The following is a 23,028-nucleotide window of genomic DNA, read 5'->3' as shown; positions in this document are numbered from 1 at the left end:
GGACGAGATGGTCATCCGGCCTGCTCGGTCACGGTGAAGGTGACGGTGCTGTCCTGGATGGCCGCGTCCAGGGCTTTGTCGTCCAAGGTCCGTACCGCCTCGGCGTCGAGATAGACCCGCGCTCCGGAGGTGTCGAGCACGTGGTCGCCGTCGAGAGGGCCGCTGACGACCCCGACGGTGAGCGCACCGGCGGCTGATCCGGTCGCGATGCGCAGGCCCGCTTGGTCGGGGATTCCGGGCCGGTCGGTGAGGCGGCGGATGAGGCCGATCGCGTTGTCGGTGAGGGTGACCATAGGTGTGGAACTCCTTGCCTTTCTGCCGGTTCAGGTGCTGCCGTCCGCGGGGGCGCGGCGGGGGTTCAGTGCGGGGTGCCGATGGCGACGTAGCGTGGATCACCGTCGGTTCGCAGCGGTGGTGCGGCGAGCGCGTGCAGAAAACGTCCGACCCAGCTGTCCATGTCCTGGCTGTGCAGCCGTTGCCGGGTGGCGCTCAGATTGGCGGAACGGATCCCGGTCTCGGCCGCGGCTGCCGCGATCGCGTCGAGCAGGGCGTCCGGGTCGTGCGGGTTGACACTCGTCACTCCGGGCAGCCGTTCGGCGGTGAACTCGCTGAGCACCAGTCGCGCGGTGTCGTCGGTACGCGCGGCGAGGAATTCCTTGGCGGTGGTCGCAGTGCCGGCGCTCAGCGGTGTGGCGAGCAGGACGTCCGCGGCCAGGTAGAGCGCCACCCGCTCGCGCAGCGGCGGGCTACGGCGCAGGTAGTGGATGACCGGGTGTCCGACCCGGGCGTGTTCGCCGTTGATTTGCGCGACGCGGCGGTCGATCCGGGCGCGGACCCGTTCCCGGCGTGTCGTGTCCGGCCCATCAGGGGCGGCGACCTCGACCAGGACGGTGCGGTCAGGGTCCAGGCGCCCGGTGCCCAGCAGGGTGGCGTAGGCGTCGAGACACTGCTCGATCCCCTCGGCCGGGTCCAGCCGGTTGACCGCGAGCAGGGCCGTGCGGGCACCGTGCAGCTTGGCCCGGATGCCGGTCGCCCGGGCACGAACCGAGGGATCGGCGGCCAGTAGTTCGATCGCGGCCGCGTCGATCGATAGCGGATATGAGCCGACCGTGACCCGCCGGCCCTCGATCGTTACGGCGTCATCGCGGACCGCCAGTTGCAGCAGGTGGCCGGCGAGTTCGAGTACGGTGGCGGCCGCCCGCGGGTGCGGCACGCCGATCAGGTCGGCGCCGAGCAGCCCGTGCAGGGTCTGGGCCCGGGTGGGCAGTTGCACGAACAGCTCGGCCGGCGGAAACGGCGCGTGCAGGGACATACCGATGCGCAGGTCGGGTCGGCGGCGGCGCAGCAGGGCCGGTACAGCCTGCAGGTGGTAGTCGTGCACCCAGACGATGCCACCCGGTGCCGCCAAAGCGGCGGCCGCGTCCGCGAACCGCTGGTTGACCCGCTGGTAGGCCACCCGCCACTGGTCCCGGAACTCGGGCGTCTCCACCCGCCCTTGATAGAGCGGGGCGAGCGAGGCGGCGCAGTAGCCCCGTTCGTAGTCCAGGACGTCGGAATGCGACAGGCCGACCGGATGCAGCCGCAGGCCCTCGTGCTCGAACCACGCGGTCGATGCGTTGACGCCTCCGGCCCAACCCAGCCAGGCCCCGCCGCGAGCGGCGACCGCCGGGCCCAACGTGGCTGTGCCGTCACCGATCCGGTCCGCCCACCTCGGCTGTGTGTCGTCGACCGTGACCGGCAGCCGGTGCGAAACCACCACCAGGTCGTGTAGGTCCGGACTGCGGGACCCGGTCATGATTCTCCGATGTGGACAGTTGTGGCGCCTGCCTCACCCCGCCCGTCGGGGGGATGGGAAGGGCGGGGTGAGGGGCTCAACGGCGCCACCGTCACCGCGTCGGCCGCGGGTCCACGAGTGTGCCGGTGCCGGCCGCCGCGGACCAGTCCTCGGCCGGCAGCGAGACCTTAGGCAAGACAATGTGCAGCACATTCGCCACGCGGGCCAGCTGAAGGTTGCGGTGCACGCTGGGCGACGGTGCGCGCAGGCTGAGCCGCCCGCCATCGCGCATCGCTTGACGGTGCGTCTCGAGCAGCGCGGCGACGCCGGACGCGTCGACGTGCGTGCAGCCAGCGAGGTCCACCACGAGGTGCTCCGGCCGCAGTGCGAGGACCTCGTCGAGCAGGACGCGTAGGCGGGGCGTCACCTGCGCGTCGATCGCCTCGGTGACAACGACCTCGACCAGTGGTACTCGGCCCGGCCGTGGCAGCAGCTCGGCCAAGGCTGGAGTACTCACCTGGAACCTCCCGCGTGCAGGACATGATGATCTGGGGTCTGTCCAGACTCTTTAGGTGGTATGGCGGTCCCTCCGCGGTCCTGTGACAGTCCCATGACAAACCGCCGGGGATCCCGGCCGGGCTGCGAAACCTGCTCCGTGGCTGGGCATGATTTAGCGATGGAGCACGTGTTGCTGATCGAGGACGACGACCGGATCCGGCTGTCCTTGACGCTCGGCCTCGAAGACGAGGGCTACACGGTCCGGGGCGCGGCCACCGCGGAAGAAGGGCTGCGGGAGCAGCGGCGCGCGCCGGCCGACACGGTCCTGGTCGACCTGATGCTGCCCGGCATCGACGGCTACGAGTGCATCCGCCAGTTGCGCGCCCGCGACGACGTACCGATCGTGGTGGTCAGCGCGCGCGACGACACACACGACATCGTGGCCGCCCTGGAGGCCGGCGCCGACGACTACGTCGTCAAGCCGGTCGCGGTCAAGGAACTGTCCGCGCGGCTGCGGGCGCTGCGGCGCCGTGCCCGCGCCAGCACGGTCGCCGCCGTACCAGCACTGGTCTTCGACGACCTGGAGATCCGGCCCGAAGCCGGCGAGGTCGCGCTGCGGGGCGAGCCGGTGGCGGTGACCCGCACCGAGTTCCGGCTGCTGTGCGAACTCGCCGAGCACCCGGGCCGGGTGCTGTCCCGGGCGCAGCTGCTGGAACGGGTCTGGGAGTACACCTACGGCGACGAGCGACTCGTCGATGTCCACATCGGACGGTTGCGGCAGAAGATCGAGGACGATCCGACCTCGCCTCGGCACCTGGTGACCGTCCGCGGCATGGGCTACAAGCTGCAACGATGAGACGTCCTGGCCTGCGCTCCCGAGTGACCGCCGCGTTCGCGGCGGGCGCCTTCGTGTTGTCCGCGTCGATGGCGGCACTGTCGTACGAGTTTACCAGCCAGGCACTGATGGCCGGCCGGGAACGCAGCGCCCTGCGCTCGGCCTATTTGGACGCCGGCGTGGTACACGCCGGCCTGGCCACCGAACGGCCCGACATCTCCGCCGTGCTCAGCACCCTCAACACCGGCAACACCCGCCGCGCCCTGCTGCACCGCGACGGCCGCTGGTACGCCCGCGCCGCCGACGCCGGTCTGACCGACGCCATCCCGCCCGCGCTGCAAGACATGGTCGAGCAGGGCAAGCTCGGCATGCAACGGGTCCACACCGACAGCGGCCCCGCGGTCGTCGTCGGCGTGCCGCTGCCGTCGTCGTCCGGCTTCTACGTCATCGACTCGATGCGCGAGCTCGACCAGACCCTACGCACTCTCGCCCTGGTACTCACCCTCGTCGCCGCCGGCACGACCGCGGCCGGCGCCGGCTTCGGCTGGTACCTGACCCGCCGCGTGCTACGCCCTCTCGACACGGTCACCGCCGCCGCGCGTGAGATCACCGCAGGTGACCTCAGTGCCCGCCTCGACCCGGCCACCGAGCCCGATCTGGAACGGTTGACGACGTCGTTCAACGAGATGGTCGACCAGCTTTCGGCCCGCCTGGAACGGGACCGCCGGTTCGCCGCCGACGTCAGCCACGAGCTGCGCTCACCACTGCAGACGCTGTCCGCCGCGACCAGCGTGCTGGACCGGCACCGACCCCGGCTCGACGGCCGGGCTGCGACCGCGGTGACTCTGCTGTCTGACGAGGTGGATCGGTTCCAGCGGCTTGTCGCCGACCTGCTGGAACTGGCTCGCGACGATCGACCGATCCAGCGCACACTGTTCGACGTCGCCGCGGTGGCACGTGAAGAATGCCGCGCTCGCCGCCTACCCGAGCAGGTGGTGCGGGTGGCCGAGGGGAGCACGGCGACCTGGTCAGTCGACCGGCGCCGCTTCATCCAGATCCTGGGCAACCTGCTCGACAACGCCGACCGGCACGGCGGCGGCGCGGTCGCCGTGCGCCTCAACGCGACATCCGACGCGTTCGTGCTGGAAGTGGACGACGAGGGACCGGGCGTACGACCGGAAGACCGCGAGGCCATCTTCGACCGGTTCGTGCGCGGCCGCGCCGCCAGCGCACGCGGGGACAGCGACGGCACCGGACTCGGGCTCGCCCTCGTCGCCCGGCACGCCACCGCACACGGCGGACGCGTGACGGTGACCGACCGGCCCGGCGGCGGCGCCCGATTCCGGGTCGAACTGCCCAGGACGAACTCGTGACCAGAACACGCCGCTCTCCGTACGCCGGCACGCTGTCGGTGCTGCTCGCGGCCGCGGTCACCGGATGCGGCGCCCAAGCCGAGGACCTCCCTCGCGAGGTGAACCCTCCCAATGGGGTCTCGCACGCCTGGGCGACCGAGACACCGCCGGATCCCGGCCCTGGCGCCGGCGTTGTCGCGGAACGCCTGTACTTCGTCCGGGACGGCGAGCTGGTCGCCGTCACCCGCAACGTCGATGCGCAACCCAGCGTCGACGAGCTCGTCGACGACCTGCTCGCCGGACCCACCGACGTGGAGCAACGCGAAGGGCTCACCAGTTCGCTGCTCGGCAACGATATCGTCGTCGGCGTCCAGCTGAGCGACGGCCGGGCCACAGTCGAGCTCACCGCCGCCTTGGACGAGAGCGGCCGCACCGACCAGATCCTCGCCTTCGCCCAGATCGTCTGCACCCTCACTGCCCAACCCGGCATCACCGCCGTGAGGTTCACCCGCGGCGGCCAGCCTGTCGGTGTACCCCACGCCGACGGCTCGCTGTCCGAGGCTCCGGCCACCGCGGCCGACTACGCCAGCCTCCTCGCGACGTAGCCGGTGCGCGTTGCGGGCACCGCCCAGGCCGCATACGTTGGACACAGGTGTGCCGGGAAGGCTGGTCGGCGATACAGAAGGAGGCCGACCATGCCGCCGACGCAGCGACCAGGCACCCAACGGCAGGGCACACTCCGCGAGGTCACGTCGTGACGCTGTCGATCGCCCACCTCTATCCGCACGGCAGCGAGTCGGTCGTCCTGGCTCTGCGCGGGACGCTGGACCACCACACAGCCCCACACCTGCGTATGGCGATCATCGCCGAAGCCGAGCGGATGCCGCGCCCCCGGTCGATCCTGGTGGACCTGACCGATATCGAGCAGGTCGACCCGGCCGGCGTGGGCAGCCTGGTCGCAGGAAACCGCTCCTGCGCGGTGGCCGGCATCGGCTTAGTCGTTCGCGGCACCTCGCCGCTGATCCGCGCACTTCTACAGCTGCAGACAAGCCGCGGACCGGCGCCTGCGACCGCGAGCCAACGGACCTCACAGTGGTGCACGCCTCGCCGCCCGCCACGCCGGCTCCGCCCGACCGGAGGGACCGCCGCCCCGCCACAGGCGCCGGCGCGGACCCGACCCGGCCGCGGACGGTGACAGGGTGGCGCGGCTCGTTGTCTGTTCGGCTGGCGGCGACTGCGTGTCTACCTTGCCGTGGTACTGCTTTCGGGTCCCGGGATCGCGGTCGCTGGCTGCGATACGCAACCAGGGCGAAACCCCCATGGTCACCGCCGACCCCGCGTGGGCCCTGGCGGATCAGCCGGTACAGCTGCGGATCTCCGGCCTCAGAGCTGGCCAGCGGGTCGAGGTCGCGGCGACGTCAACCGACTACCAAGACATGAGTTGGCGCGGCCATGCGGCCTTCACCGCCGACGAGGACGGCACTGTGGACCTCAACCGCGCCGCGCGATGGCACCTACGACCAGGTCGACGGCATGGGCCTGCTCTGGTCAATGGTCCCAGCGGACGGCGACCCAGACCAACAGTGGTTCTTCCCCACGTGCCCGGAACTCGCCGCCGCATTCGAGATTCAGGTCGCCGTCACGGTCGACGGCCGCGCGGATGCCAACCGCACGCTGCGTCGGCAGTGGATGTCGCCCGCAGCCACCCATCGGGTATTCCGGATGGAGACCGAGGGCATCCACGGCGACCTGTACCTACCGCCAGCGGGCAGCACACCCGCGTATGCCGGCGCTTGTCTTCGGTGGCTCCGAGGGCGGCACCAGTCAGAAGTTCACGGCCGCGTTGCTGGCCTCGCACGGCCATCCCGCGCTGTCGCTGGCGTACTTCCGAGTGCCCGGGCTGCCGCAGACGCTGGCGGACATCCCGCTGGAGTACTTCACCACGGCGGCGCGGCTGCTGGCACGTCAACCTGGCCTCAGGCCGGAACCCGTCGCCGTCGTCGGGTACTCGCGGGGCAGCGAAGCCGCTCTCCTACTCGCCCACCACTACCCCGACCTGTTCCGCGGCGTGGTCCTGCACGCGCCCGACGACACCGTAGGCCCGCGTTCCCGGATCCGGCAAGCCCTGCCTGGACCAAGGACGGCCGGGCCACACTCAGCGGGCCGATTCCTGTCAGCAACGTCGAAGGGCCCGTCCTGGCCATCGCCGGTGGCGAGGACAACCCGTGGCCTTCGACGCCGCAGGCCCAGGCCATCCAACCACGGCTGCACGCCGACGCCGCCAAGGCCACCGTCGAGGTGCTGACCTATCCTGCCGCCGGACACGGCGCTGCCACCTACCCGTTCCAGCCGGCAGGCGTCGTGGGCGTACACCCCGTCGACGGCCGCACCTACCACCACGGCGGCACCAGAGCCGCGAACGCCGCCGCCCGCAGCGACAGCCGGTCCAGGGTGATCGCCTTCCGCGCGGACCTGCCCTAGCCGCCCCGATAGCCTCAGGTCGCCTCGAGGTCGCGGCGGAGCAAGCCGACCAGCCCGGTCGCGACGAGCGCGGTCGCGGTCGGGACCGGCGAAGGGGTTCGTCTCCTGGGCTTCATCGCCGAGGACCAAGCCCGACGGCAAGACGTTGCGCCGGCAAGGGATTGGCGGGACAACTTACCGCGCCCGCGTGGTGGTGAACCTTACCGAACGGTGACGACCGCGCCCTCGCTGATGCGGTTCTTACAGGCCGATGACGTGCGTGCGCGTCACTCATCGAGGTGTCCGCTGCCGCCGTACCCACTGGCGCCGCAACCGCGGTGCCATCGGCTTGGGCCGTGGCGTATCGAGTGAGGTGAGAGCATGCGTCAACGCGTGATCCGGACGCGGTCACAGGAGTTCCGCATCGTGGCGGTGCTCGTCGTGCTGGCGGCGACCGCCGCGGTCACGGCGGGCATCGTGTCCAGCGCCCGTAACGGCAGAGCGTTCGCCGAAGCGGCGCCGCTGTCCAGCTTCGTGCCGATCCAACAGGTGGCACCGAACGTGAAAGCCCCGGCACCGCGCCGTGGAGCCTCGACAGGTGTGTTCACCGTGGACTGTGGAACGAACGAGAACGAGAAGTTCAGCCCGGACAACCCGGTCGCGCAACCCGGGATCCGCAACGGCGCCCAGCACGTGCACGACTTCGTCGGCAACCTGTCGATCACCGCCGACTCCAGCGACGAGAGCCTGGCCGCCTCCGACACCACCTGCCGCAACGGCGACAAGTCGTCGTACTTCTGGCCGGTGGTCCGTATCGACCGGACCGCGAACCGGCAGGCCAACCCGGTCGGTGCGAACCCCGACACACTCAAGACCGCCGGCACCCCCACGGTCGCGTGCCCCAGCGTGGCCGACAAGCTCCCGGCCGTCCCGGCCCCGGCGTCCGCCGAGGTGAACCGCAACCTGCGACTGCTGGACCAGCAGATCGCCGAAGCGAACCAGCGCATCGTGACCAGCCGGGGCCAGGGCGGACCAAACTTCGTCAACAACGCCATCCTCGGCCCGCTGCGCTCCAAGCGAGTGGCCACATTGGACCGCATCGCCATCGCCATCGGCCGCCAGGGCACCCACCCGACCGGACTGGCCTCCTTGGCAGACTGTGACCTGAGCTACGACGGTGCACACGCCGGACACAACGGCGGCAACGACACCGGCGCTCCCGCATCGGCGCCGGCCGCGATGACGCCGACCGTCAACTGCCCGACCGTCCGGGACAAACTGCCGGCCGTCCCCGCTAGCGCGCTCGACGAGGTGAACCGGAACCTGGCCCTGCTGGACCGGCAGATCGCCGAGGCCAACCAGCGAATCGTCACCACACAAGGACAGGGCGGCCCCAACTTCATCGACAACGCCATCCTCGGCCCGCTGCGCGCCAAGCGAGCGGCCACATTGGACCGCATCGGCATCGCGATCGGTCGGCAGGGCACCCGTCCGACCGGCCTGGAAGCACTCGCCCCCTGCACCCTCAACAGCGGCGGCAACAACAACGGCACCGAGCAGGAACTGCCCGGCGTGCAGGGTCCGAACCAGGAGATCGCCGGCAACGTCGGCGGCATCGTCCGCCCCGCCAAAGTGCTGATCGAATACCGCGGCAACCCCACCAGCAAGGTGGTGCCGATGCCCAGATTCCTGCGCGCGATCACCGGAGACGCCAAGCCGACCAGCCGCGGCCCGGCCAACGCCCGCAAATCCTGGACTTGCAGCGGCTTCGCCGACCGGCTCTCCGACAAGTACCCGATCTGCCCGCCCGGCAGCCAGGTCACGCGCGTGCACGACTTCCCCAGCTGCTGGGACGGCAAGAACACCGACAGCGCCAACCACCGCACCCACATCCAGTTCCCCGACGCCAAAACCGGCGCCTGCCCCACCGGCACCCGCGCCGTGCCGCAACTGCGGATCAGCGTCAGCTACGACATCCCCCTCGACGTCCAGAAGAAGGGCCAGTACCAGCTCGACACCTTCCCCGAGGAGAACCACAACCCGTTCTCCGACCACAACGACTTCCTCAACGTCAACTCCATCCACCAGATGACCAAGATCACCAACTGCGTCAACGCCGGCCGCCGCTGCCGCTGACAGGCGCAGGCTCGTACCAAAGTGACCATGCCCTACGACGGCCTGTGCGGGGACAGGGAGGGTAGCCGTCTCCCACAGGCCGTCCTGGCCCTCGATAACCCGAAGGCCCGCGTACGTTGCCGAACGGTCGGCGACAAGTAGGGACCAATCCTCGATCGACGTCTTTTGGCATCTCAGTGCAAGGTTCGACAACCAATGGCAAGCCGGGATGGGCACATGTGGTGCAAGGAGTCGCCGGGTCAGCGCGGCCGTCCCGACTGCAAGGGGTCGCAGGTTAGATGCGGCGCAACGGGTGCGCCGATGTGGAATCACCGGCACCGGCGGCCGAGCCCGCCGATCGGGAGCAGCCGGACAGCGCCCTTGCGCAACCTCGTTTCCGATGCCTGGACGCCGTGGCATCGCGACGGTTAGCGGCGCCCCTGATCGGCGGCCCGGTCGGCGCCGCCCTGGCCCGCCTGGAGCGCGGAAACCCCGCCGAACGGATCCGCACCGCGCTCGACCGCGCGGTCGTGCTATGGAGCGAGGACTCGGCGGATTCGGCGGCTAGAATTCGGCCGGCTGCCGCAGGTGTTGCGAGTGGCTATGGTTGCCTGTTCGTGGCCGAACACCGGGTCTAGCGATCACGGTGGTCGCGGTGCTGACCGCGATCAACGTGCGTGACGTGCGGGCGTCCCGGTTCGCGTTCGCGATCCCACCCACCTGTGGATATGGCGCGGGCCGGGCGCTTGATCTGCTCGGGTCAGCTAGGCGGGACAGTTGCCTGCGGACACCGGGCGGGTTAGGTTGTGGTTGGTGTGCCGGGAAGCCTGGTCGGCGAGCACGAGGAGGCTGACCATGGCGGTAATGCGGTTCCCGGTATCGCATCTAGCGAGCGTAACTCTCCCTTTTGCGTGGTGCGGGCTGATGTGTCCGCGCGTTCGACGCTGCGTGGATTGACTTCGGCCGTTGGTGGGGCCGCAGGGTGCGGTCCGGTCGGGTCATGTCGGTGTTCGCGTGTTGGGTTCTTACCGAGGGGCGGGAGAGTGCTGCTGTGACGCTGTCCATGAGTTGGCGATACATGCTTGACCGGTCGGTGGTGTTGGCGTTGCGCGGTCAGCTCGACTACGCCGGTGCGCCCGATCTGCGGGCCGTGATCTCGGCCGCTGCGGTCCGCGACCCGCGGCCGCCGAGGATCGTGTTGGACCTGAGTGGGGTGACGTTCATCGACCACGTCGGTGTGGGCACCCTGGTCGTGGGTAACCGCATCTGCGCCCAGGTCGGTGTCGAGCTCGCGGTGTCCAACCCGTCACCACTGATTCGGCAGCTGCTCGGGCTGCGCAAGGACCGCCGGTCCGACGGGCCGGACCTGACCGGGCCGGTTCGCGAGACCACCGAGCCCGTTACGCCGGGCGGGGAGTGGATCGATGTCAGCGCGAGGGCTGGATAGCCAGCGCCTGGATCGCCCGCTGATGACGCGGGCGGCATTGGGTGGACTGTGCGCGGCGGTCTGCGTCTTCGGCGCGCTGCTGGCCGCACCGGGCATCGCGGTAGCCCAGGCATCCACGGTCGCAGTGACCACTGTGGACGGTCCAATCACACCGGTGGTCGCGCAACACCTCATCGACGGGGTGGGCGAGGCCGCCGCTGGGGGGCACCAGGCGCTGCTGGTGGAGCTGGACACCCCTGGCGGTCTGGATACTTCGATGCGGCAGATCATCAAGGCGTTCCTGGCCGCCGATACGCCGGTGATCGTGTACGTGTCACCGCCGGGTGGCCGGGCCGCGTCGGCCGGGGCGCTGATCACGTTCTCGGCGCACCTGGCGGTGATGGCGCCGGGCACCACCATCGGTGCTGCGACGCCAGTGAACGCCGAGACCGGCGAGAAGGCCAGCGACAAGGTGATCAACGACGCGGCGGCGTTCGCCGAGTCGGTGACCCGTCAACGCGGCCGGAATGTCGACTTCGCCGTGGCCACTGTCCGGGAGGGACGCGCCGTGACCGCCGACGAGGCCGTGCGGATCGGTGCGGTTGACCTGATCACGGACAACCGGGCCGGGGTGCTGGCCGCCGTCGACGGGCGTACGGTCACCGTTGCCGGTGGCCGGCAGGTCACGCTGGACACGGCTGGTGCGCGGACGGTGGACTACGAGATGGGGCTGCTGCGTCAGCTGCTGGCCGTCATCGCGGACCCGAACCTGGTGTTCCTGTTCCTGTCCATCGGCACCCTGGCCCTCATCTACGAACTGGCCGCCCCCGGCATGGGCCTGGGCGGCGTCACCGGGGCGATCCTGCTCATCCTCGGCTTCTTCGCCCTCAGCGTGCTACCGGTCAACATCGCCGGGATCGCCCTGCTGGTCCTGGCCGGAGCGCTGTTCGCCGCCGAAGTATTCACTCCCGGCGTCGGGGTGTTCGCCACCGGCGGCACGATCGCCCTGCTGGTCTCCGGCCTGTTCTTGTTCGAGGACGAGGCGGTGCGGGTCAACCCGGCCGTGCTGTTGCCGACCGTGCTGGTCGTCGGCGGCGGGTCGCTGCTGGCCGGCCGGCTTGCCTGGCGGGCCCGCAAGAACCCGCCACTGTCCGGTCCGCAAACACTGCTCGGCGCCGTCGCCACCATCAACGCCGCAGCGGGCAACACCGGCCGGATACGCGTGCAGGGCGCCTGGTGGAACGCCCGCAGCCCGCACAGCGACCTGCACGACGGCCAAACCGTACGAGTGCTCGACGTGCAGGGCCTGACCCTCATGGTCGAACCCGCGAAGGACAGGGAGGACCCCGATGTCCAATAGCATCCTGGCGTTGCTGATCGCCGCCGGCGCGGTCCTACTTTTGCTGACCGCGTCGGTGCGCATCGTCCCAGAGTACGAGCGGGGCGTGATCTTCCGGCTCGGCCGGGTGATCGACGCCAAGGGCCCCGGCCTGTTCTTTATCATCCCGATCGTCGACCGCATGGTCCGCGTGTCCCTGCGCACCGTCACCATGGACATCCCACCGCAGGACGTCATCACCAAAGACAACGTCACCGTCAAGGTCAACGCGGTCACCTATTTCAATGTCACCCAGCCGATCCGGTCCGTCATCGCGATCGAGGACCACATCGTCGGCACCTCCCAGATCGCCCAGACCACTCTGCGCAGCATCCTCGGCCAGGTCGACCTGGACGAACTGCTGATCAAACGCGACGAGATCAACCAGCGGCTGCAACAGATCATCGACGACGTCACCGACCCGTGGGGTGTCAAGGTCACCCTGGTGGAAGTCAAGGACGTCGAACTGCCCGAGGCGATGCGCCGGGCCATGGCCCGGCAAGCCGAAGCCGAACGGGATCGCCGCGCCAAAGTCATCCACGCCATCGGCGAATATGAGGCCGCCGCCAACCTCGGCAAGGCCGCCGAAGTCCTCGAGGCCCACCCCGCCGCCATGCAGTTACGCGTGCTGTCCACCATGGCCGAAGTCGCCTCCGAACGGAACTCCACCCTCATCTTCCCGCTGCCCATCGAACTGCTCCGCCTGGTCGACACCCTCACCGCCCAAGCCGACGGTGCCACCCCGCGCCCAGCAGCCACAACCCGACCCGCGCACGACACATAGCCGCTCATGACTGTCCCGCCATCGTGTCGCGTTGTGCGCTCGCCGCACCGGTGGCCGGCGGCGACATCCGCGTCCACTGCCCGGGCGGGGCCGATCGCTTCGACAGCACCGTGGGCCACCGGAGGTCCCGCCTTGTGCCGCCATCTCGCATCAAGGTCGAAAGGGGGACGGCATGCTCGAAGGTGAACACCACCGCCGGCTTCACGATCTCACCGCGGCCGTGACGCGGGACGACCCCCGATTCGCCGCGGCGCTGGCCCGGGGCACGCCATGCGCCCCGTGGGAGTACCGGCGCCGCCGCCGCATCATCCTGCTCAGCGCCGTGCTGCCCATCGTCGTGGTGTGCGCGGCGGGGTACCCGGTGATCGGTCTGCTGCTGGGTTGGTCGGCGGCACTACTGGCGATCGTCTGTACCCGGCACCTGCTGCAGAACCCGCGTCAACGCGGCGACGGCCCGCCCCGCCCCGATACCGAGGGCCCGCCGTTCTTCGTGTGAGCCGTCCCCTGGGACGTTGCCCGAGGCCCAGGATTGCGGCCGCTGCCCGGCAGGCGCCTGCCATGTCGGGTCGGTGGCGGACAGCGTGACGGCGTGCGAGGCGGCGAGCGCTGGACGAGGATGGCGCACCAACAGCAGGTCCGTAGGAGCACGAGGCCGAGTAGTAGCGCAGTCCACCAGAGCATCGACGGGTCGGCCACGGCTGGCAATCCGTCCGGTGGCCCGAAGCGGGGGCGGTGGCGGCCTCCGACCACGCGGCGGCCGGAAACTGTAGTGGTGTGCGTAGCTTGTCGCGTTGCGGTCCGCTCGTTCCCGGCCGAACGCGTACCAGTGTGCGGGTTGCTGCGGTAGACCGCGTCGAGGTCCCGGGTCACTGCACGGATCTGCGGCGGGGTAGCGGCCGGTGCGGATCAGCTGGGTGAAGGCCATTGAGGCGAGCAGCAGCAGTTGCACCTGTTCACGTGGGCGGTCGTAGCATGCAGCAGCAGAGTCCATGTTTCGTATCCCTGGCCGCGCCCCACTTTCAACGTGTACCACAATCGGTAACCGACCCCATCCCACCAGGCTTGTGACCGGTTCAGGATAGGCGGGCCGGCGGCAGCAGCACCGGCCGTCGCCGGGCGGCCAGGTCCTCAACCCAGCCGACACAGACGACGGTGGCAACCGTAGTCAGTACCCCCAGCCCGAGGGTGGCCGCGTAGCCGCGTCCGCAGGACAGGTCGACTTCGGCGAGCATCAGCAGGCCGCCGGCGGCGAACAAGGCCGGCAGGTGCCAGATCCGGCCACCGCAGCGGGCTGTCCGGGTCGGCCAGCCAACCGCGGGCCAGCATCAACGGCACCGCCACCACGGCCAACGCCCACGGCGGCGGCAGCAGACGTCGCATTCGCGAACCGACGGTCCGGACCGGGCCGCCCCGTTCCAATGAGGCTGCGGTCAGGCAGCCGGCGACGGCGAACATCACCGCCATGGACGGAACAGCGCGGCCAGCCAACTGGTCCACAACGCGTGCTGCATATAGACGCGGAGTATCGCGGTGGCGGGCAGCATGTCGAGGTAGCGGCTGCGCGGGGTGGACGCGTTCATCGGTGCACCCGGGTCGGTGTGTCAACGGCTTCGCGACCGTCGGGCCATCTGCCGTCCTGCCCGGTGCGGCGGACGATGCGGTCCCCGGCGTGGCCGCTCATGCTGTCGGCGCTGGTCGCCCGTCGGCGCTGGCGCGGCACGACTGACCTCGGCGACCCGTGTCGCGGACACAGAGTGCCTAACTGCGGCCGCTGGTCTGAGACTGCCGGGTCCACGGCAGCGGTCAGGCGCCGAACAGCCATACGACCGCGAGGACAATGGTCGTCGTCACGGCGGCGGTGAGGATGGCGCTGCCAACCGTGATCAACACCAGCGGCCAGCGTGGGTACACCTCTGCGTTGCTGCGCAACTGTTGGACGGACCGGTAGCCGTCGTCCGCGCCGGTGAGGCGATCAAGTGCTGTCGCCGCTATGTGACCTGCCACGCCGCCGCGGGTTGGCTGGCTTGGGTTGCCGGCCGGCCCCCGATCAATAGCCTCGGGGCTGGGCGGCGTGGCCGGGCACCTGTGCCGCACGGGTGAGGAACGCGGCCGGCCGGTCGTGCGGCGGCGCCGTACGGGGCGGCCGCCCGCGTCGGGCATGGGATGGCAGGTGCGCGGCGGGTTCATGGTGTGCCCGTCGCCTCCGGTGAACCGACGTCGTCAACGGCCGCAGTCGGCAACGAAGTGTGGTGGTACTTGTGGCGCGGACGATCAGGTGCAACACCGCTGTTGACCGCGTGGTTCGGGGAGCCAGGGTTTCCCAGCACGGCAGCGGTGAGTGGCACCAGTGTGAAGCCGAGAAGCAGCACCGGGGGCGCCTTCCAATCCGGGACACGAAAGCGGAGGTGCCGACCAGACTTCCCGGCGCGCCAAGGGTGTTTCGAGGCCCATCGTACGGGCCGCGACCGCGACCCAGGGTCAGGGGCATGGATAGGGCGCGTCCTGTCGTTGCCTCACCCTCACGTAGGGAGCTTCGTCGAGCCACCAGGCGCCATCTGACGCACACCACCACCGTTGTGCCGTCGCGGTGGAGCCGAAAGGGCCGACCTGTCGTGGCCGTCCGCGCTGAGACGCGGACGGATCGGCCAGCGTGTATCGCCAGCCGTGTCCCGCGGGCGTCCAGCACCGCTATGGTTCCGGTAGGTGCGCCGGGAAGTCTGGTCGGCAGGGGTCCTGCTGCCGTGGCCGGAGGTTGGCGCATGTTGGAGATGTCGCGGTTGGTGTGGCCGCCGTTGTCCTGGCGGGCCGGGTGAACGCGCCGCCGGTGCGGATGGACAGCGTGGTTCGGCGGGTCGGCTCCCGTGGCGTTCATCGTCTCGACATGACGGTGCAGGCTGGCGAAACGTTGGCCCTGGTGGGTCCGTGCGCGGCGGGCAAGACGGCCATCCTGCGACTGCTGTTGGGGGTAGATGAGCCGGCCAGCGGCGTGGTGCGGGTGTTCGGCGGCCGAGCCAACGATCCGTACATCCGCCGCCGGGTGGGTTACGTGCCGGCACGGATCGCGGTAGACCCGCGCTACACGGTGCGGGATTTGCTGGATTTCTACGCCGTCTTACACGGCGGTCACGACCGAGTGTGGGTCGAGGCTCTGATCGAACGGTTCAGCGTCGATCCCGGTGCGCGGATCGGTCGGCTCAACCCCTTTCGCCGTCGGATCGTCGGGATCACGGTCGCGGTGGCGCACCGTCCCGGTCTGCTGATTTTCGACCAACCCGCCGAACCCGCACCGCCATCGCTTCGTGCCAGCCTGCACCAGTTGATTGCTGAGCTCACCGCCGCCGGCGCGGCCGTTGTCACGGCTACCCGAAGCCTCGACCACATCGACACCGCCGCCAACCGGGTGGCCGTGGTGGACGCAGAACCTGTTGACGGCGTTGCCCGGGCCCGGCACACCGACGCACCGTCTACGGCGTCCGGATGGCTCAGCTCGGCGTAGCGGGGCTCCGTCGACCGACCCATCCGCATCCGGTATTCAACGCGTCGGCCACCCGATCAGTACCGGCCCGGACTGCGCGAGGCGGTCGCGGTGGCCAACTCGCCCTGCGCGGGCTCCTACCTGGGCCGTTGGGAGACGAAGTCATGGCGAGGTCGGCCGTGTGCGTTGCGTCGGCTGCCGGGGCAGCATACGTTGGGCACAGGTGTGCCGGGAAGGCTGGTCGGCGGTCCGGCAGGAGGCTGACCCATGGCACGGGCACGGCAGCTCGCCTCGAACGGCATACTCCACCCGCCGGCGAAGGCGGCAAGGTCCGCCGCGCTCTGCCTCGCCTGTGGACAGATCGTGAACCCCGAGCCCACCGTCATCAGCGCTCGAACGATCCACAGCGGACGCCAGCCGACTACCACATCGGGATCACCCCCAGGCCTGGCCGCCTCGCCGAGGCCGGCAGGTAGCGGACCGGGAAGTGGCCGGTGACTGGGATGCGTGAGCCTAGGTGGTTCCTCAGCACGCGACCTGGTCCCTTTGAACTGACCGTGGGGGCCGCGGCCATGGTCGCGGCCACCGTGGCGGCCGAGAGCTTCCTCGCGCCGCAGCAGGCGTCCGGACGCCTGATCACGGTCGTGGTCGCCGCGGGTGTCTGCGCCGCCGTGGTGAGCCGGGTACAAACCGCCGCCGCCGTCACCGGGCTGGGCTATTTGTTGTTCGTCGGCTTCCTCGTCGACGGTACCGGCGAGTTGCTCGGGCAAGGACTGCTTGGGCAGGGGCAGCTTCTCGCCTTCGCCTTCGCCGCCCTGGTCGGTGTGGGTTACCGCCGGCTCCGGGCGGTGCAAGCCGATGCCGCCCTTGACGCAGAACTGTACGACCTGCTGGACAACGCGGAAAAGACCGGCGACGATGACCAACGCCCACCCGGCTGATGTTGACCCTGTCGGCGACGACCGGGCTCATCGTGGCCACGTACGGGATGTCGTCCGCGATCGCGGACAGCACCGCCGGGCCCACAGCAGCACCATCGAGGCGGGAACAGCCGCCCCTTCGGTCGCGTCGGTGGTAGCGCGGAGGATTCTTCGATGACGCCGGTGTTGACCAGGGCGTCGACTATGACGAACAGGCCGGCGAAGAACACAACATCGGCCATTCCACGTCCCGGGCGACGTCGCCGGCTTCGCGCCGGGACCGGACCAGCAGCACCCAGCCCGCCAACGATCGCCACCACCGACAGCTCAGGTGCAGCGCGGTGGCAGCACGAACGCGGCGGTCACCGCGGCGCGCACGACCGCGCTGACCACGGGCAGGCGGGTTTGCGAGCCGCGTCGCGTTCGGAGGGTGCCGACCTGCGCGGCCGGCCGCGCGGGTCGTACCGGAACGCGGCCCGGAACAGGATCCGGCACAGCCCGATGAACACGACCAACGGGAGCAGCACGAGCGGGGCGGGATGGGTGAGGGCGTCGTTTTGGGACGTGCCGGAGCGGCTGGCGAAGATGATGCTCGGCCGGTCACCGACCAATGTGGAGGTACGCCGATATTGGAGGCAGGGACCTCGGCGATCAGGAACGGGTGGCCGGTACGCCGAGCCGCTCGCAGGCCAGGAACGTCAACGGGGCGTGGGGTCGCCCTGGCAGGACGACGGGAACGCCATCCCCCGGCACCTGCGTGCCAGGCAGGATCGTCTTCGGTCGGCCGGCGTCGTCGACCACGATCAGCCCGGGGCAGGGTTCTACCCGGCCAGCAGCCGGGCCACCGCTCAACGGCGGTGTGTCCACTGCGACCGCTCGGGAACAGCGCAGCCACGTCGTGGGCCCGCACAAGCGCTGCCCGGTCGAGGTGGTCACGACAGCTACGACGCCGACCCGACTTCCGGGCACACCTGGCGATCACCCCACCCGGCCGGCGGGTAAGGCCACCAACCTTTGATCGGTGGACCGGCGGCCGGCGCGGCGGAGGAGGGGGATGCGCGCCGGCCGCCGGAGTCATCCGCAGCCGCGCGCCGCTTTCAGGATCGCCGCTGCGGCGTGCTCGTCGCCGAGCTCGCTGGACAGGTACACGACGATCCGACCGGCGGCCGGGTCCACGGCCAGCAGGTTGCCGCCGAGGGCGCCGACGCCCCAGCTGCCGTCGTCCTCGATGATGACGCCCAGACCGCGGCGGACCGACCGGTTCAACACCAGGTCGTACCCCTCGATGTGGACCCGTCCGAGGTCGGTGGCCAGCACCGGATCGAGCAACGAGGCGTTCTGGTGCCGGCTGGCGGACAGCACGGTGGAGAAGAGCATCGCGACCGAACGGGCGGTGCCGTAGATGTTCACGGCCGGCAGTGGGGCGCCGCGGCAGTACGCGCTGTTGATGACGTCCGGGTCGAACGCGCCGACTGGGCAGTCCAACGCCCGCTGGCGCGGCGTGTAGGGCAGGCCGAGCGTGCGCGGCAGCCACTGCTCGTCCGCGTGCCGCACCTGGGCGGCGCGGGTCTGCTGTTTCGGGTTGAGGCCGAGGGCGAGGTCCAGCTGTGCCGGGCGGGCGATCTCGTCGCGCAAGAACACCCCCAGGGTGCGGCCGTCGACCTGGCGGACCAGCTCACCGACCAGGTGCCCGTAGGTCAGCGCGTGTTCGGCGACCGCTGTGCCCGGCGGCCACAGCGGGGCGGCGTTGGCCAGGTCGTTGACCAGGATCTGCCAGTACGGGATCAGCCGGGCCGGCCGCGGAATCGGGAAGGCCGGCAAGCCAGCGCTGTGGGACAACAGCTGCCGCACGCTCACCTGGTCCTTGCCGGCGGCGCCGAACGCCGGCCAGTAACGGGCCACCGGGGCGTCCAAGTCCACCAGCCTGCGGGAGGCCAGCATGAGCACTGCCAGCGCGGTGACGGCTTTGCCGAGGCAGAACAACGGTGTCAACGTCCGCGCCGACCACGGAACACTGCGCGTGGGATCTTGCCAGCCAGCGTGCAAGTCCAGCACCAGCCGCCCGTCCTGGACCACGGCGACGGCCGCGCCGGCGGCACGCCCGGTGTTCATCTGATCGGCGAAGGCGTCACAGACCGCGCTGTACTGGCTGTCGACCCACCCACCCATCGCGACCCGGCCGTTCACCGGGCACCTCGAACGCACCATCTGGCCGGCATCGGCATAACCCCCGCACGGTTGTGGCCATGCCGACCAGGCTTCCCGGCGCACCTACATTGCAGCCTACCCGAAGCTGATCGGCCCGATGTCGCCGTCTGGCGGTTTCGGCCCGGGGAAGGCATCGCGGTTCGGTTGGTGGGCTGTGTTTCGGTGTGGCGGGCCGTAGGCTATGGGTTAGGTGCGCCGGGAAGTCTGGTCGGCAAATGTCAGGCACGTCCCCCGACCAGCGAGGCCACCGATGACGATTTCTTCGCATACCCCGGTAGCTGTCGCGTCGCGCGCCGCCGGCAGCGCGTCGGTCGGGTCACCGTGCATCACAGCCAGCGCTGGAGGTGCGACATGCTCACGCCCATGGATGACCTGATCGGCCGGCATCTGCGCGACAGCGGCAACCAGCCGGTCGGGAAGATCACGGCTGTCTACCAGTACCCCACTGACATGAACGCCCCATGGGGCGCCGTCGCGATCAGTCACGGCCTGATCCGGCGCTCCACCCATCTGGTCGACCTCGAGCAGGCCGCTCTGGAGGGGGAGGCGGTGCGGGTGCCGCATACCCGCCAGATCATCAACACCGCCCCGAACCATCCACCGATGGTCGGTAACACCCTCGCCGACCACCATGCGGTGGAGGTTCGGACCCACTACTGGGGCGCCGCACAGCCCGCTTGACAGTCTCACCGGCCACGTCTGGGCCTGGCCGCGACGGCGGTCCGCCCAGGCGGACCACCGCCGTCGACGCGTGCGCGCTGGCGGCGCAAAGCCGTGTTCCGAGGGGTACAGCGCCAGCCTGGCCCGTCGCGGCCGGCTGGCGACTGCTCGCGGCCGCTGGCGCGCAGGCGTAGCAGGCCGCGTACTAGCGGCGATGCGCCACGCACCGCCAGGTGGATGCCGGCCACGGCGCAGACCCAGTTTCCGGCGACGAGGCAGTCCACGGCGGCTGGGTCGACGTGCTCAACGTCGCGCAGGTCCACGACGGCGGCGGTGTCCGCCGCGTGTGTGGTGATCGCGGCGTGTAGTCCGGTCGCCGCCGGTTGGTCCAGGGTGCCGCGTAGCGCGAGCACCACCTGGCCGTCCGCCGGATACACGTGCGTCACCGTGCCCAAACCCGGACCAGGCGCGGGACGGCGAGCCGCCGTGACCCGTCCATTCGAGGAGTTGCATTGTGGACAGACGCGCCAGCGGCGGCTCGCCCTTACCGTGCTCTACAAGGTGGGTCGGGCCCGCAGCGGCTACACGGCCGCCAGAATGAAGCCATCAGCGCGGAGGCCGTGACGAGGGCCGAACCGGTCATGATCAAAAAGAGGGGCCAGCTGGCGCGTCCGGGCTCGCTGCGGGGCCGGGGGCGGTGTGAGGAAAATGGTGCGTGGCCCGCTTGCGAGCCGCTCGCTCCACGGTGGAACTCGGTCCGGTCGCCAGCGGGCCGCGATCAGATGCACGGCATGCGGGCCCAAGGCCGCCGCCCCACGCAACGGGGCCGGCCGCGCGGCACACCGCGATCGCCCGCACGACGCGTGTGTCCTCGACCGGTACCGGGGTGGCAGGCCGTTAGCGCAGTCACGGTGCCGCCTTCGACGCCGCAGATGACGCCGAGTCAGGGCCGCCGCTGGGAGGGCGGCGGCGTATGTGATGCCAGGCAGCAGTGCGGGCCGGGTCGAAGGTGCGGGCGACGAGGATATCGGTCGAGGAATGCGCCACGACCGACAGCACGATGGTGAGCGCGACCAGGTGGAACACCTCGTCGCCGGCGGTGATGCCGGACTCCAGGACCAGCAGCCCGTAGACCACCGAGGCGAAGCCCTTCGGCCCGAACCACATCGCGGCGAACTGCTCGGTCCGGGACAGCCCGGAGCGAAGGAACGACACTCCGAGCGCGACCGGCCTGGCCACCACGATCGCCGCGATGGCGAAGACCCAGCCGGTCCAGGAGATCTCGCCCAGAAACTGGATCGAGATGAGGGCGCCGAAGACCAGCAGCGCGGCGAGCTTGAACAGCTCGGCCATCAGCTCGCCGAAGTGTTCGAACGCCTCCCGCTGGCGGGGGCCGAACGTGGCCACGGTGATCCCGGCGGTGAACGCTGCCAGGAACAGGTTGCCGTGCGTGACCGTGCCCAGTGCGAGGACGAGCAGGCCGATCGCGACCGCGTTCAAGGGCTCATAGGCGGTGGAGGCGGCGAAGAACCGGGTCTTCTCCAGCCGCAGCGCCAGCCACGGCACACCTACCCCGATTACGACGCCGACCGCCAGCTCGAGGCCGAGCTCACCCAGATGCAGATCCTCGGAGCCGGCCGCGATGGCCAGGAACAGGACCACGAACGGCAGCGCGAGGCCGTCGTTGACGCCGGACTCGACATTGAGCAGGTGCCGCAGCCGGGCCGGTACCTTGTCGTTGCCGACTAGTGCGGCGGCGAAGACCGGGTCGGTCGGGGCTAGGACGGCTCCGATCAGCAGCGCTTCGGGCCAGTCGAGGCCGGCTATGTAGTGGGCCAGCAGCGCGGTGATGAGCAGGGTGAGTGGCAGTCCCCAGCCCAGCGCGCGGCCGGGCAGCCGCCACGCGGTGCGCAGATCCGCCCAGCCGACCCGCATCCCGTCGGTGAACAGCACCGCGAACAGGGCCAGTTCGGCCAGGGTGGCCACGATCGGCGAATCGGCGCGCAGATCGAGCACGCCGAGGGTGTCCGGGCCGAGCGCGAACCCGGCGACCAGGAAAAGCACCGCGGTGGACAGGATCGTGCGGTGAGCGAGGCTGGACAGCAGCACCGCCGCGAGCAGCACGAGCGCGAAACACAGCAGCAGCACCGGGGCGCCTTCCGATCTGGGACATGACGGTTGCAGGTGCCGACCAGACTTCCCGGCGCGCCAAGGGTATTCCGCTGGTCATCGTACGGGTCGCCGAGAAGACTGTGGGGCCCCCGGTCGGCCGGGCTGCTCGCACACGGCGGTAGCCAGCCATCCCGGGCTGGCGGCCGTAGCATGTGAACGAGGAGATGGTGCCGGTGGCCGTCGAACCTGCTCGCAGCGGATCGGACCCTGCGCCGTACCGGCTGACCGCGGTGGTGGTGAGCGTGGCCGAGCGAACCTCGCGCCACACCGTCGCCGCCATCCTGCTGCAGGACTCCGGACCGCCGCGGGTGGTGCCGGGCGCCTCGATCGCGATGCGGCCGCTGGCACCCGCGCAGTGGACGATGCCGGACGGTCGAACGCGTACCGGGCTGGTGGCAGCCACCCCGCAGCAGCCAGCCGGCACGGCGGTGCGCATCTGGGTCGACCGCGCAGGCGGTCCCGTGCAGGCGCCGGCCACCGCCGACGAAGCCGCGACCCGGGCCGCCCTGCAGGCCGGGTTGGCCGCGCTGAGCTGCGCGGTCGTCATCGGCCTGCTGGGCAAGGTCACCAGCACAGCAGACCGTCGGCGCCGGTACACGGCGATAGACCGCGAATGGGAGCAGGTCGAGCCGGGCTGGAGTGGCCGACGCCGCTAGCCGCCGCGACACACAGGCGGGCGCGAAGGTGCCGGCCCGCGATGGTCGGGCGCCTCGATCCGTCACGAATCGGACCAGCCTGCGCTAGGAAGACAGTGCCGCGCGCTGAACCGCCGCTAGCTCTTGGTCCAGGTGCGCCGGGAAACCCTGCTCTCCACGGCTGAAGGCCGACGCGATGGCCCGGACATCACCGCACGGCGGGCCGCACCGCGCCTGGGCCTGGCCGGAGGAACGGCGCCTCCGGTTCTGGTGTCGACGGGTTGGTCGAACAATTCGTCGCCGGCTGCTCCTCGGCCAACGTGCCCGGCTGGCGCC

The 23,028-nt window shown here is 70.4% G+C and carries 24 protein-coding genes and 2 pseudogenes; 16 read left to right on the top strand and 10 right to left on the bottom strand.

The window, feature by feature from the left end; genetic code table 11:
- Positions 1-11: 11 nt before the first annotated feature.
- The 3 genes from ACTMTJ_RS38420 to ACTMTJ_RS38410 form a co-directional block, all read right to left on the bottom strand.
- Positions 12-293: an adhesin gene (locus tag ACTMTJ_RS38420; RefSeq protein ID WP_441223664.1), complete on the bottom strand. Its 282-nt coding sequence runs from the start codon at positions 291-293 to the stop codon at positions 12-14.
- A gap of 65 nt (positions 294-358) precedes the next feature.
- Entirely contained in the window at positions 359-1,795 is a 1,437-nt protein-coding gene (locus ACTMTJ_RS38415) for an alpha,alpha-trehalose-phosphate synthase (UDP-forming) (protein ID WP_441223663.1), read from the bottom strand.
- A 91-nt stretch (positions 1,796-1,886) separates the two neighbouring features.
- On the bottom strand, positions 1,887-2,291 hold the full coding sequence (locus tag ACTMTJ_RS38410; RefSeq protein WP_441223662.1) for an STAS domain-containing protein: 405 nt from the start codon (positions 2,289-2,291) through the stop codon (positions 1,887-1,889).
- Positions 2,292-2,450: 159 nt separating this feature from the next.
- On the opposite strand from ACTMTJ_RS38410, the gene ACTMTJ_RS38405 reads away from it, so the two are divergent.
- The 12 genes and pseudogenes from ACTMTJ_RS38405 (at position 2,451) to ACTMTJ_RS38350 (ending at position 13,118) form a co-directional block, all read left to right on the top strand.
- Complete coding sequence (locus tag ACTMTJ_RS38405; protein WP_441223661.1) at positions 2,451-3,128, top strand: response regulator transcription factor; 678 nt, start codon at positions 2,451-2,453, stop codon at positions 3,126-3,128.
- Positions 3,125-4,480, top strand: coding sequence for an ATP-binding protein (locus ACTMTJ_RS38400; RefSeq protein WP_441223660.1), 1,356 nt, complete (start codon positions 3,125-3,127; stop codon positions 4,478-4,480). Before ACTMTJ_RS38405 ends, ACTMTJ_RS38400 begins: the two co-directional genes overlap by 4 nt.
- Entirely contained in the window at positions 4,477-5,064 is a 588-nt protein-coding gene (locus tag ACTMTJ_RS38395) for a GerMN domain-containing protein (RefSeq protein ID WP_441223659.1), read from the top strand. The genes ACTMTJ_RS38400 and ACTMTJ_RS38395 overlap by 4 nt, the downstream gene beginning before the upstream one ends.
- Positions 5,065-5,213: 149 nt before the next feature.
- A complete protein-coding gene (locus tag ACTMTJ_RS38390; RefSeq protein ID WP_441223658.1) occupies positions 5,214-5,654 on the top strand; it encodes an STAS domain-containing protein in 441 nt (146 codons plus the stop codon).
- Positions 5,655-5,778: 124 nt separating this feature from the next.
- Positions 5,779-6,151 (top strand): annotated as a pseudogene (locus tag ACTMTJ_RS38385) (acyl-CoA thioesterase/BAAT N-terminal domain-containing protein); the annotation flags it as partial.
- A pseudogene (locus ACTMTJ_RS38380) lies at positions 6,120-6,527 on the top strand (alpha/beta hydrolase family protein); the annotation flags it as partial. The pseudogenes ACTMTJ_RS38385 and ACTMTJ_RS38380, both read left to right, overlap by 32 nt.
- Before the next feature lie 98 nt (positions 6,528-6,625).
- Entirely contained in the window at positions 6,626-6,940 is a 315-nt protein-coding gene (locus ACTMTJ_RS38375; protein WP_441223718.1) for an acyl-CoA thioester hydrolase/BAAT C-terminal domain-containing protein, read from the top strand.
- A 360-nt stretch (positions 6,941-7,300) separates the two neighbouring features.
- Positions 7,301-9,055, top strand: coding sequence for a DUF1996 domain-containing protein (locus tag ACTMTJ_RS38370; RefSeq protein WP_441223657.1), 1,755 nt, complete (start codon positions 7,301-7,303; stop codon positions 9,053-9,055).
- A 1,057-nt stretch (positions 9,056-10,112) separates the two neighbouring features.
- Entirely contained in the window at positions 10,113-10,481 is a 369-nt protein-coding gene (locus ACTMTJ_RS38365) for an STAS domain-containing protein (RefSeq protein WP_441223656.1), read from the top strand.
- 22 nt (positions 10,482-10,503) lie between these two features.
- Positions 10,504-11,820, top strand: a complete 1,317-nt coding sequence (locus ACTMTJ_RS38360) for an NfeD family protein (RefSeq protein ID WP_441223655.1) — start codon at positions 10,504-10,506, stop codon at positions 11,818-11,820.
- The gene (locus ACTMTJ_RS38355) at positions 11,810-12,622 is read left to right on the top strand and encodes an SPFH domain-containing protein (RefSeq protein ID WP_441223654.1); all 813 of its coding nucleotides are present in this window, start codon (positions 11,810-11,812) and stop codon (positions 12,620-12,622) included. Before ACTMTJ_RS38360 ends, ACTMTJ_RS38355 begins: the two co-directional genes overlap by 11 nt.
- 172 nt (positions 12,623-12,794) lie before the next feature.
- Complete coding sequence (locus tag ACTMTJ_RS38350; RefSeq protein ID WP_441223653.1) at positions 12,795-13,118, top strand: DUF3040 domain-containing protein; 324 nt, start codon at positions 12,795-12,797, stop codon at positions 13,116-13,118.
- Between the two features lie 577 nt (positions 13,119-13,695).
- On the opposite strand, the gene ACTMTJ_RS38345 is transcribed toward ACTMTJ_RS38350, so the two are convergent.
- The 3 genes from ACTMTJ_RS38345 to ACTMTJ_RS38335 all read right to left on the bottom strand — a co-directional run bounded on the left by ACTMTJ_RS38345 (position 13,696) and on the right by ACTMTJ_RS38335 (position 14,626).
- Positions 13,696-13,878 carry a hypothetical protein gene (locus tag ACTMTJ_RS38345; protein ID WP_441223652.1) on the bottom strand — a complete coding sequence of 61 codons (183 nt, stop codon included), beginning with the start codon at positions 13,876-13,878 and terminating at the stop codon, positions 13,696-13,698.
- A 198-nt stretch (positions 13,879-14,076) separates the two neighbouring features.
- Positions 14,077-14,202 carry a hypothetical protein gene (locus ACTMTJ_RS38340; RefSeq protein ID WP_441223651.1) on the bottom strand — a complete coding sequence of 42 codons (126 nt, stop codon included), beginning with the start codon at positions 14,200-14,202 and terminating at the stop codon, positions 14,077-14,079.
- A gap of 223 nt (positions 14,203-14,425) precedes the next feature.
- Entirely contained in the window at positions 14,426-14,626 is a 201-nt protein-coding gene (locus ACTMTJ_RS38335; RefSeq protein WP_441223650.1) for a hypothetical protein, read from the bottom strand.
- A gap of 877 nt (positions 14,627-15,503) precedes the next feature.
- Here ACTMTJ_RS38335 and ACTMTJ_RS38330 point away from each other — a divergent pair.
- Together ACTMTJ_RS38330 and ACTMTJ_RS38325 are read left to right on the top strand one after the other, a co-directional pair.
- Complete coding sequence (locus ACTMTJ_RS38330; protein ID WP_441223649.1) at positions 15,504-16,118, top strand: ATP-binding cassette domain-containing protein; 615 nt, start codon at positions 15,504-15,506, stop codon at positions 16,116-16,118.
- Between the two features lie 551 nt (positions 16,119-16,669).
- Positions 16,670-17,038 carry a hypothetical protein gene (locus ACTMTJ_RS38325; protein ID WP_441223648.1) on the top strand — a complete coding sequence of 123 codons (369 nt, stop codon included), beginning with the start codon at positions 16,670-16,672 and terminating at the stop codon, positions 17,036-17,038.
- Positions 17,039-17,379: 341 nt separating this feature from the next.
- Here ACTMTJ_RS38325 and ACTMTJ_RS38320 read toward each other — a convergent pair whose 3' ends face one another.
- Together ACTMTJ_RS38320 and ACTMTJ_RS38315 are read right to left on the bottom strand one after the other, a co-directional pair.
- Positions 17,380-17,628: a hypothetical protein gene (locus ACTMTJ_RS38320; RefSeq protein WP_441223647.1), complete on the bottom strand. Its 249-nt coding sequence runs from the start codon at positions 17,626-17,628 to the stop codon at positions 17,380-17,382.
- Between the two features lie 463 nt (positions 17,629-18,091).
- Positions 18,092-19,204 carry a serine hydrolase domain-containing protein gene (locus tag ACTMTJ_RS38315; protein ID WP_441223646.1) on the bottom strand — a complete coding sequence of 371 codons (1,113 nt, stop codon included), beginning with the start codon at positions 19,202-19,204 and terminating at the stop codon, positions 18,092-18,094.
- A 384-nt stretch (positions 19,205-19,588) separates the two neighbouring features.
- Between ACTMTJ_RS38315 and ACTMTJ_RS38310 the strand changes: the two genes are divergently transcribed.
- Complete coding sequence (locus tag ACTMTJ_RS38310) at positions 19,589-19,906, top strand: hypothetical protein (protein ID WP_441223645.1); 318 nt, start codon at positions 19,589-19,591, stop codon at positions 19,904-19,906.
- 5 nt (positions 19,907-19,911) lie between these two features.
- On the opposite strand, the gene ACTMTJ_RS38305 is transcribed toward ACTMTJ_RS38310, so the two are convergent.
- The gene (locus tag ACTMTJ_RS38305; protein ID WP_441223644.1) at positions 19,912-20,331 is read right to left on the bottom strand and encodes an STAS domain-containing protein; all 420 of its coding nucleotides are present in this window, start codon (positions 20,329-20,331) and stop codon (positions 19,912-19,914) included.
- Between the two features lie 460 nt (positions 20,332-20,791).
- Complete coding sequence (locus ACTMTJ_RS38300; protein WP_441223643.1) at positions 20,792-22,033, bottom strand: cation:proton antiporter; 1,242 nt, start codon at positions 22,031-22,033, stop codon at positions 20,792-20,794.
- 191 nt (positions 22,034-22,224) lie between these two features.
- Here ACTMTJ_RS38300 and ACTMTJ_RS38295 point away from each other — a divergent pair, with 191 nt between their 5' ends.
- Positions 22,225-22,713 (top strand): Rv1733c family protein, encoded by a 489-nt coding sequence (locus ACTMTJ_RS38295; protein ID WP_441223642.1) that lies wholly within the window; start codon positions 22,225-22,227, stop codon positions 22,711-22,713.
- The last annotated feature ends 315 nt before the right edge of the window (positions 22,714-23,028 follow it).

Origin of the sequence: Phytohabitans sp. LJ34 (genome assembly GCF_052068095.1) — a bacterium.
GTDB lineage: Bacteria > Actinomycetota > Actinomycetes > Mycobacteriales > Micromonosporaceae > Phytohabitans.
This window is presented reverse-complemented; position numbering and strand designations above follow the sequence as displayed.

Coding starts and splice junctions, on each gene's coding strand:
- ACTMTJ_RS38360 (WP_441223655.1), top strand. CDS start 10,504: ATGACGCGGGCGGCATTGGGTGGACTGTGCGCGGCGGTCTGCGTCTTC.
- ACTMTJ_RS38400 (WP_441223660.1), top strand. CDS start 3,125: ATGAGACGTCCTGGCCTGCGCTCCCGAGTGACCGCCGCGTTCGCGGCG.
- ACTMTJ_RS38405 (WP_441223661.1), top strand. CDS start 2,451: ATGGAGCACGTGTTGCTGATCGAGGACGACGACCGGATCCGGCTGTCC.
- ACTMTJ_RS38330 (WP_441223649.1), top strand. CDS start 15,504: ATGACGGTGCAGGCTGGCGAAACGTTGGCCCTGGTGGGTCCGTGCGCG.
- ACTMTJ_RS38370 (WP_441223657.1), top strand. CDS start 7,301: ATGCGTCAACGCGTGATCCGGACGCGGTCACAGGAGTTCCGCATCGTG.
- ACTMTJ_RS38350 (WP_441223653.1), top strand. CDS start 12,795: ATGCTCGAAGGTGAACACCACCGCCGGCTTCACGATCTCACCGCGGCC.
- ACTMTJ_RS38325 (WP_441223648.1), top strand. CDS start 16,670: ATGGTCGCGGCCACCGTGGCGGCCGAGAGCTTCCTCGCGCCGCAGCAG.
- ACTMTJ_RS38355 (WP_441223654.1), top strand. CDS start 11,810: ATGTCCAATAGCATCCTGGCGTTGCTGATCGCCGCCGGCGCGGTCCTA.
- ACTMTJ_RS38340 (WP_441223651.1), bottom strand. CDS start 14,202: ATGAACGCGTCCACCCCGCGCAGCCGCTACCTCGACATGCTGCCCGCC.
- ACTMTJ_RS38415 (WP_441223663.1), bottom strand. CDS start 1,795: ATGACCGGGTCCCGCAGTCCGGACCTACACGACCTGGTGGTGGTTTCG.
- ACTMTJ_RS38310 (WP_441223645.1), top strand. CDS start 19,589: ATGGATGACCTGATCGGCCGGCATCTGCGCGACAGCGGCAACCAGCCG.
- ACTMTJ_RS38365 (WP_441223656.1), top strand. CDS start 10,113: ATGCTTGACCGGTCGGTGGTGTTGGCGTTGCGCGGTCAGCTCGACTAC.
- ACTMTJ_RS38420 (WP_441223664.1), bottom strand. CDS start 293: ATGGTCACCCTCACCGACAACGCGATCGGCCTCATCCGCCGCCTCACC.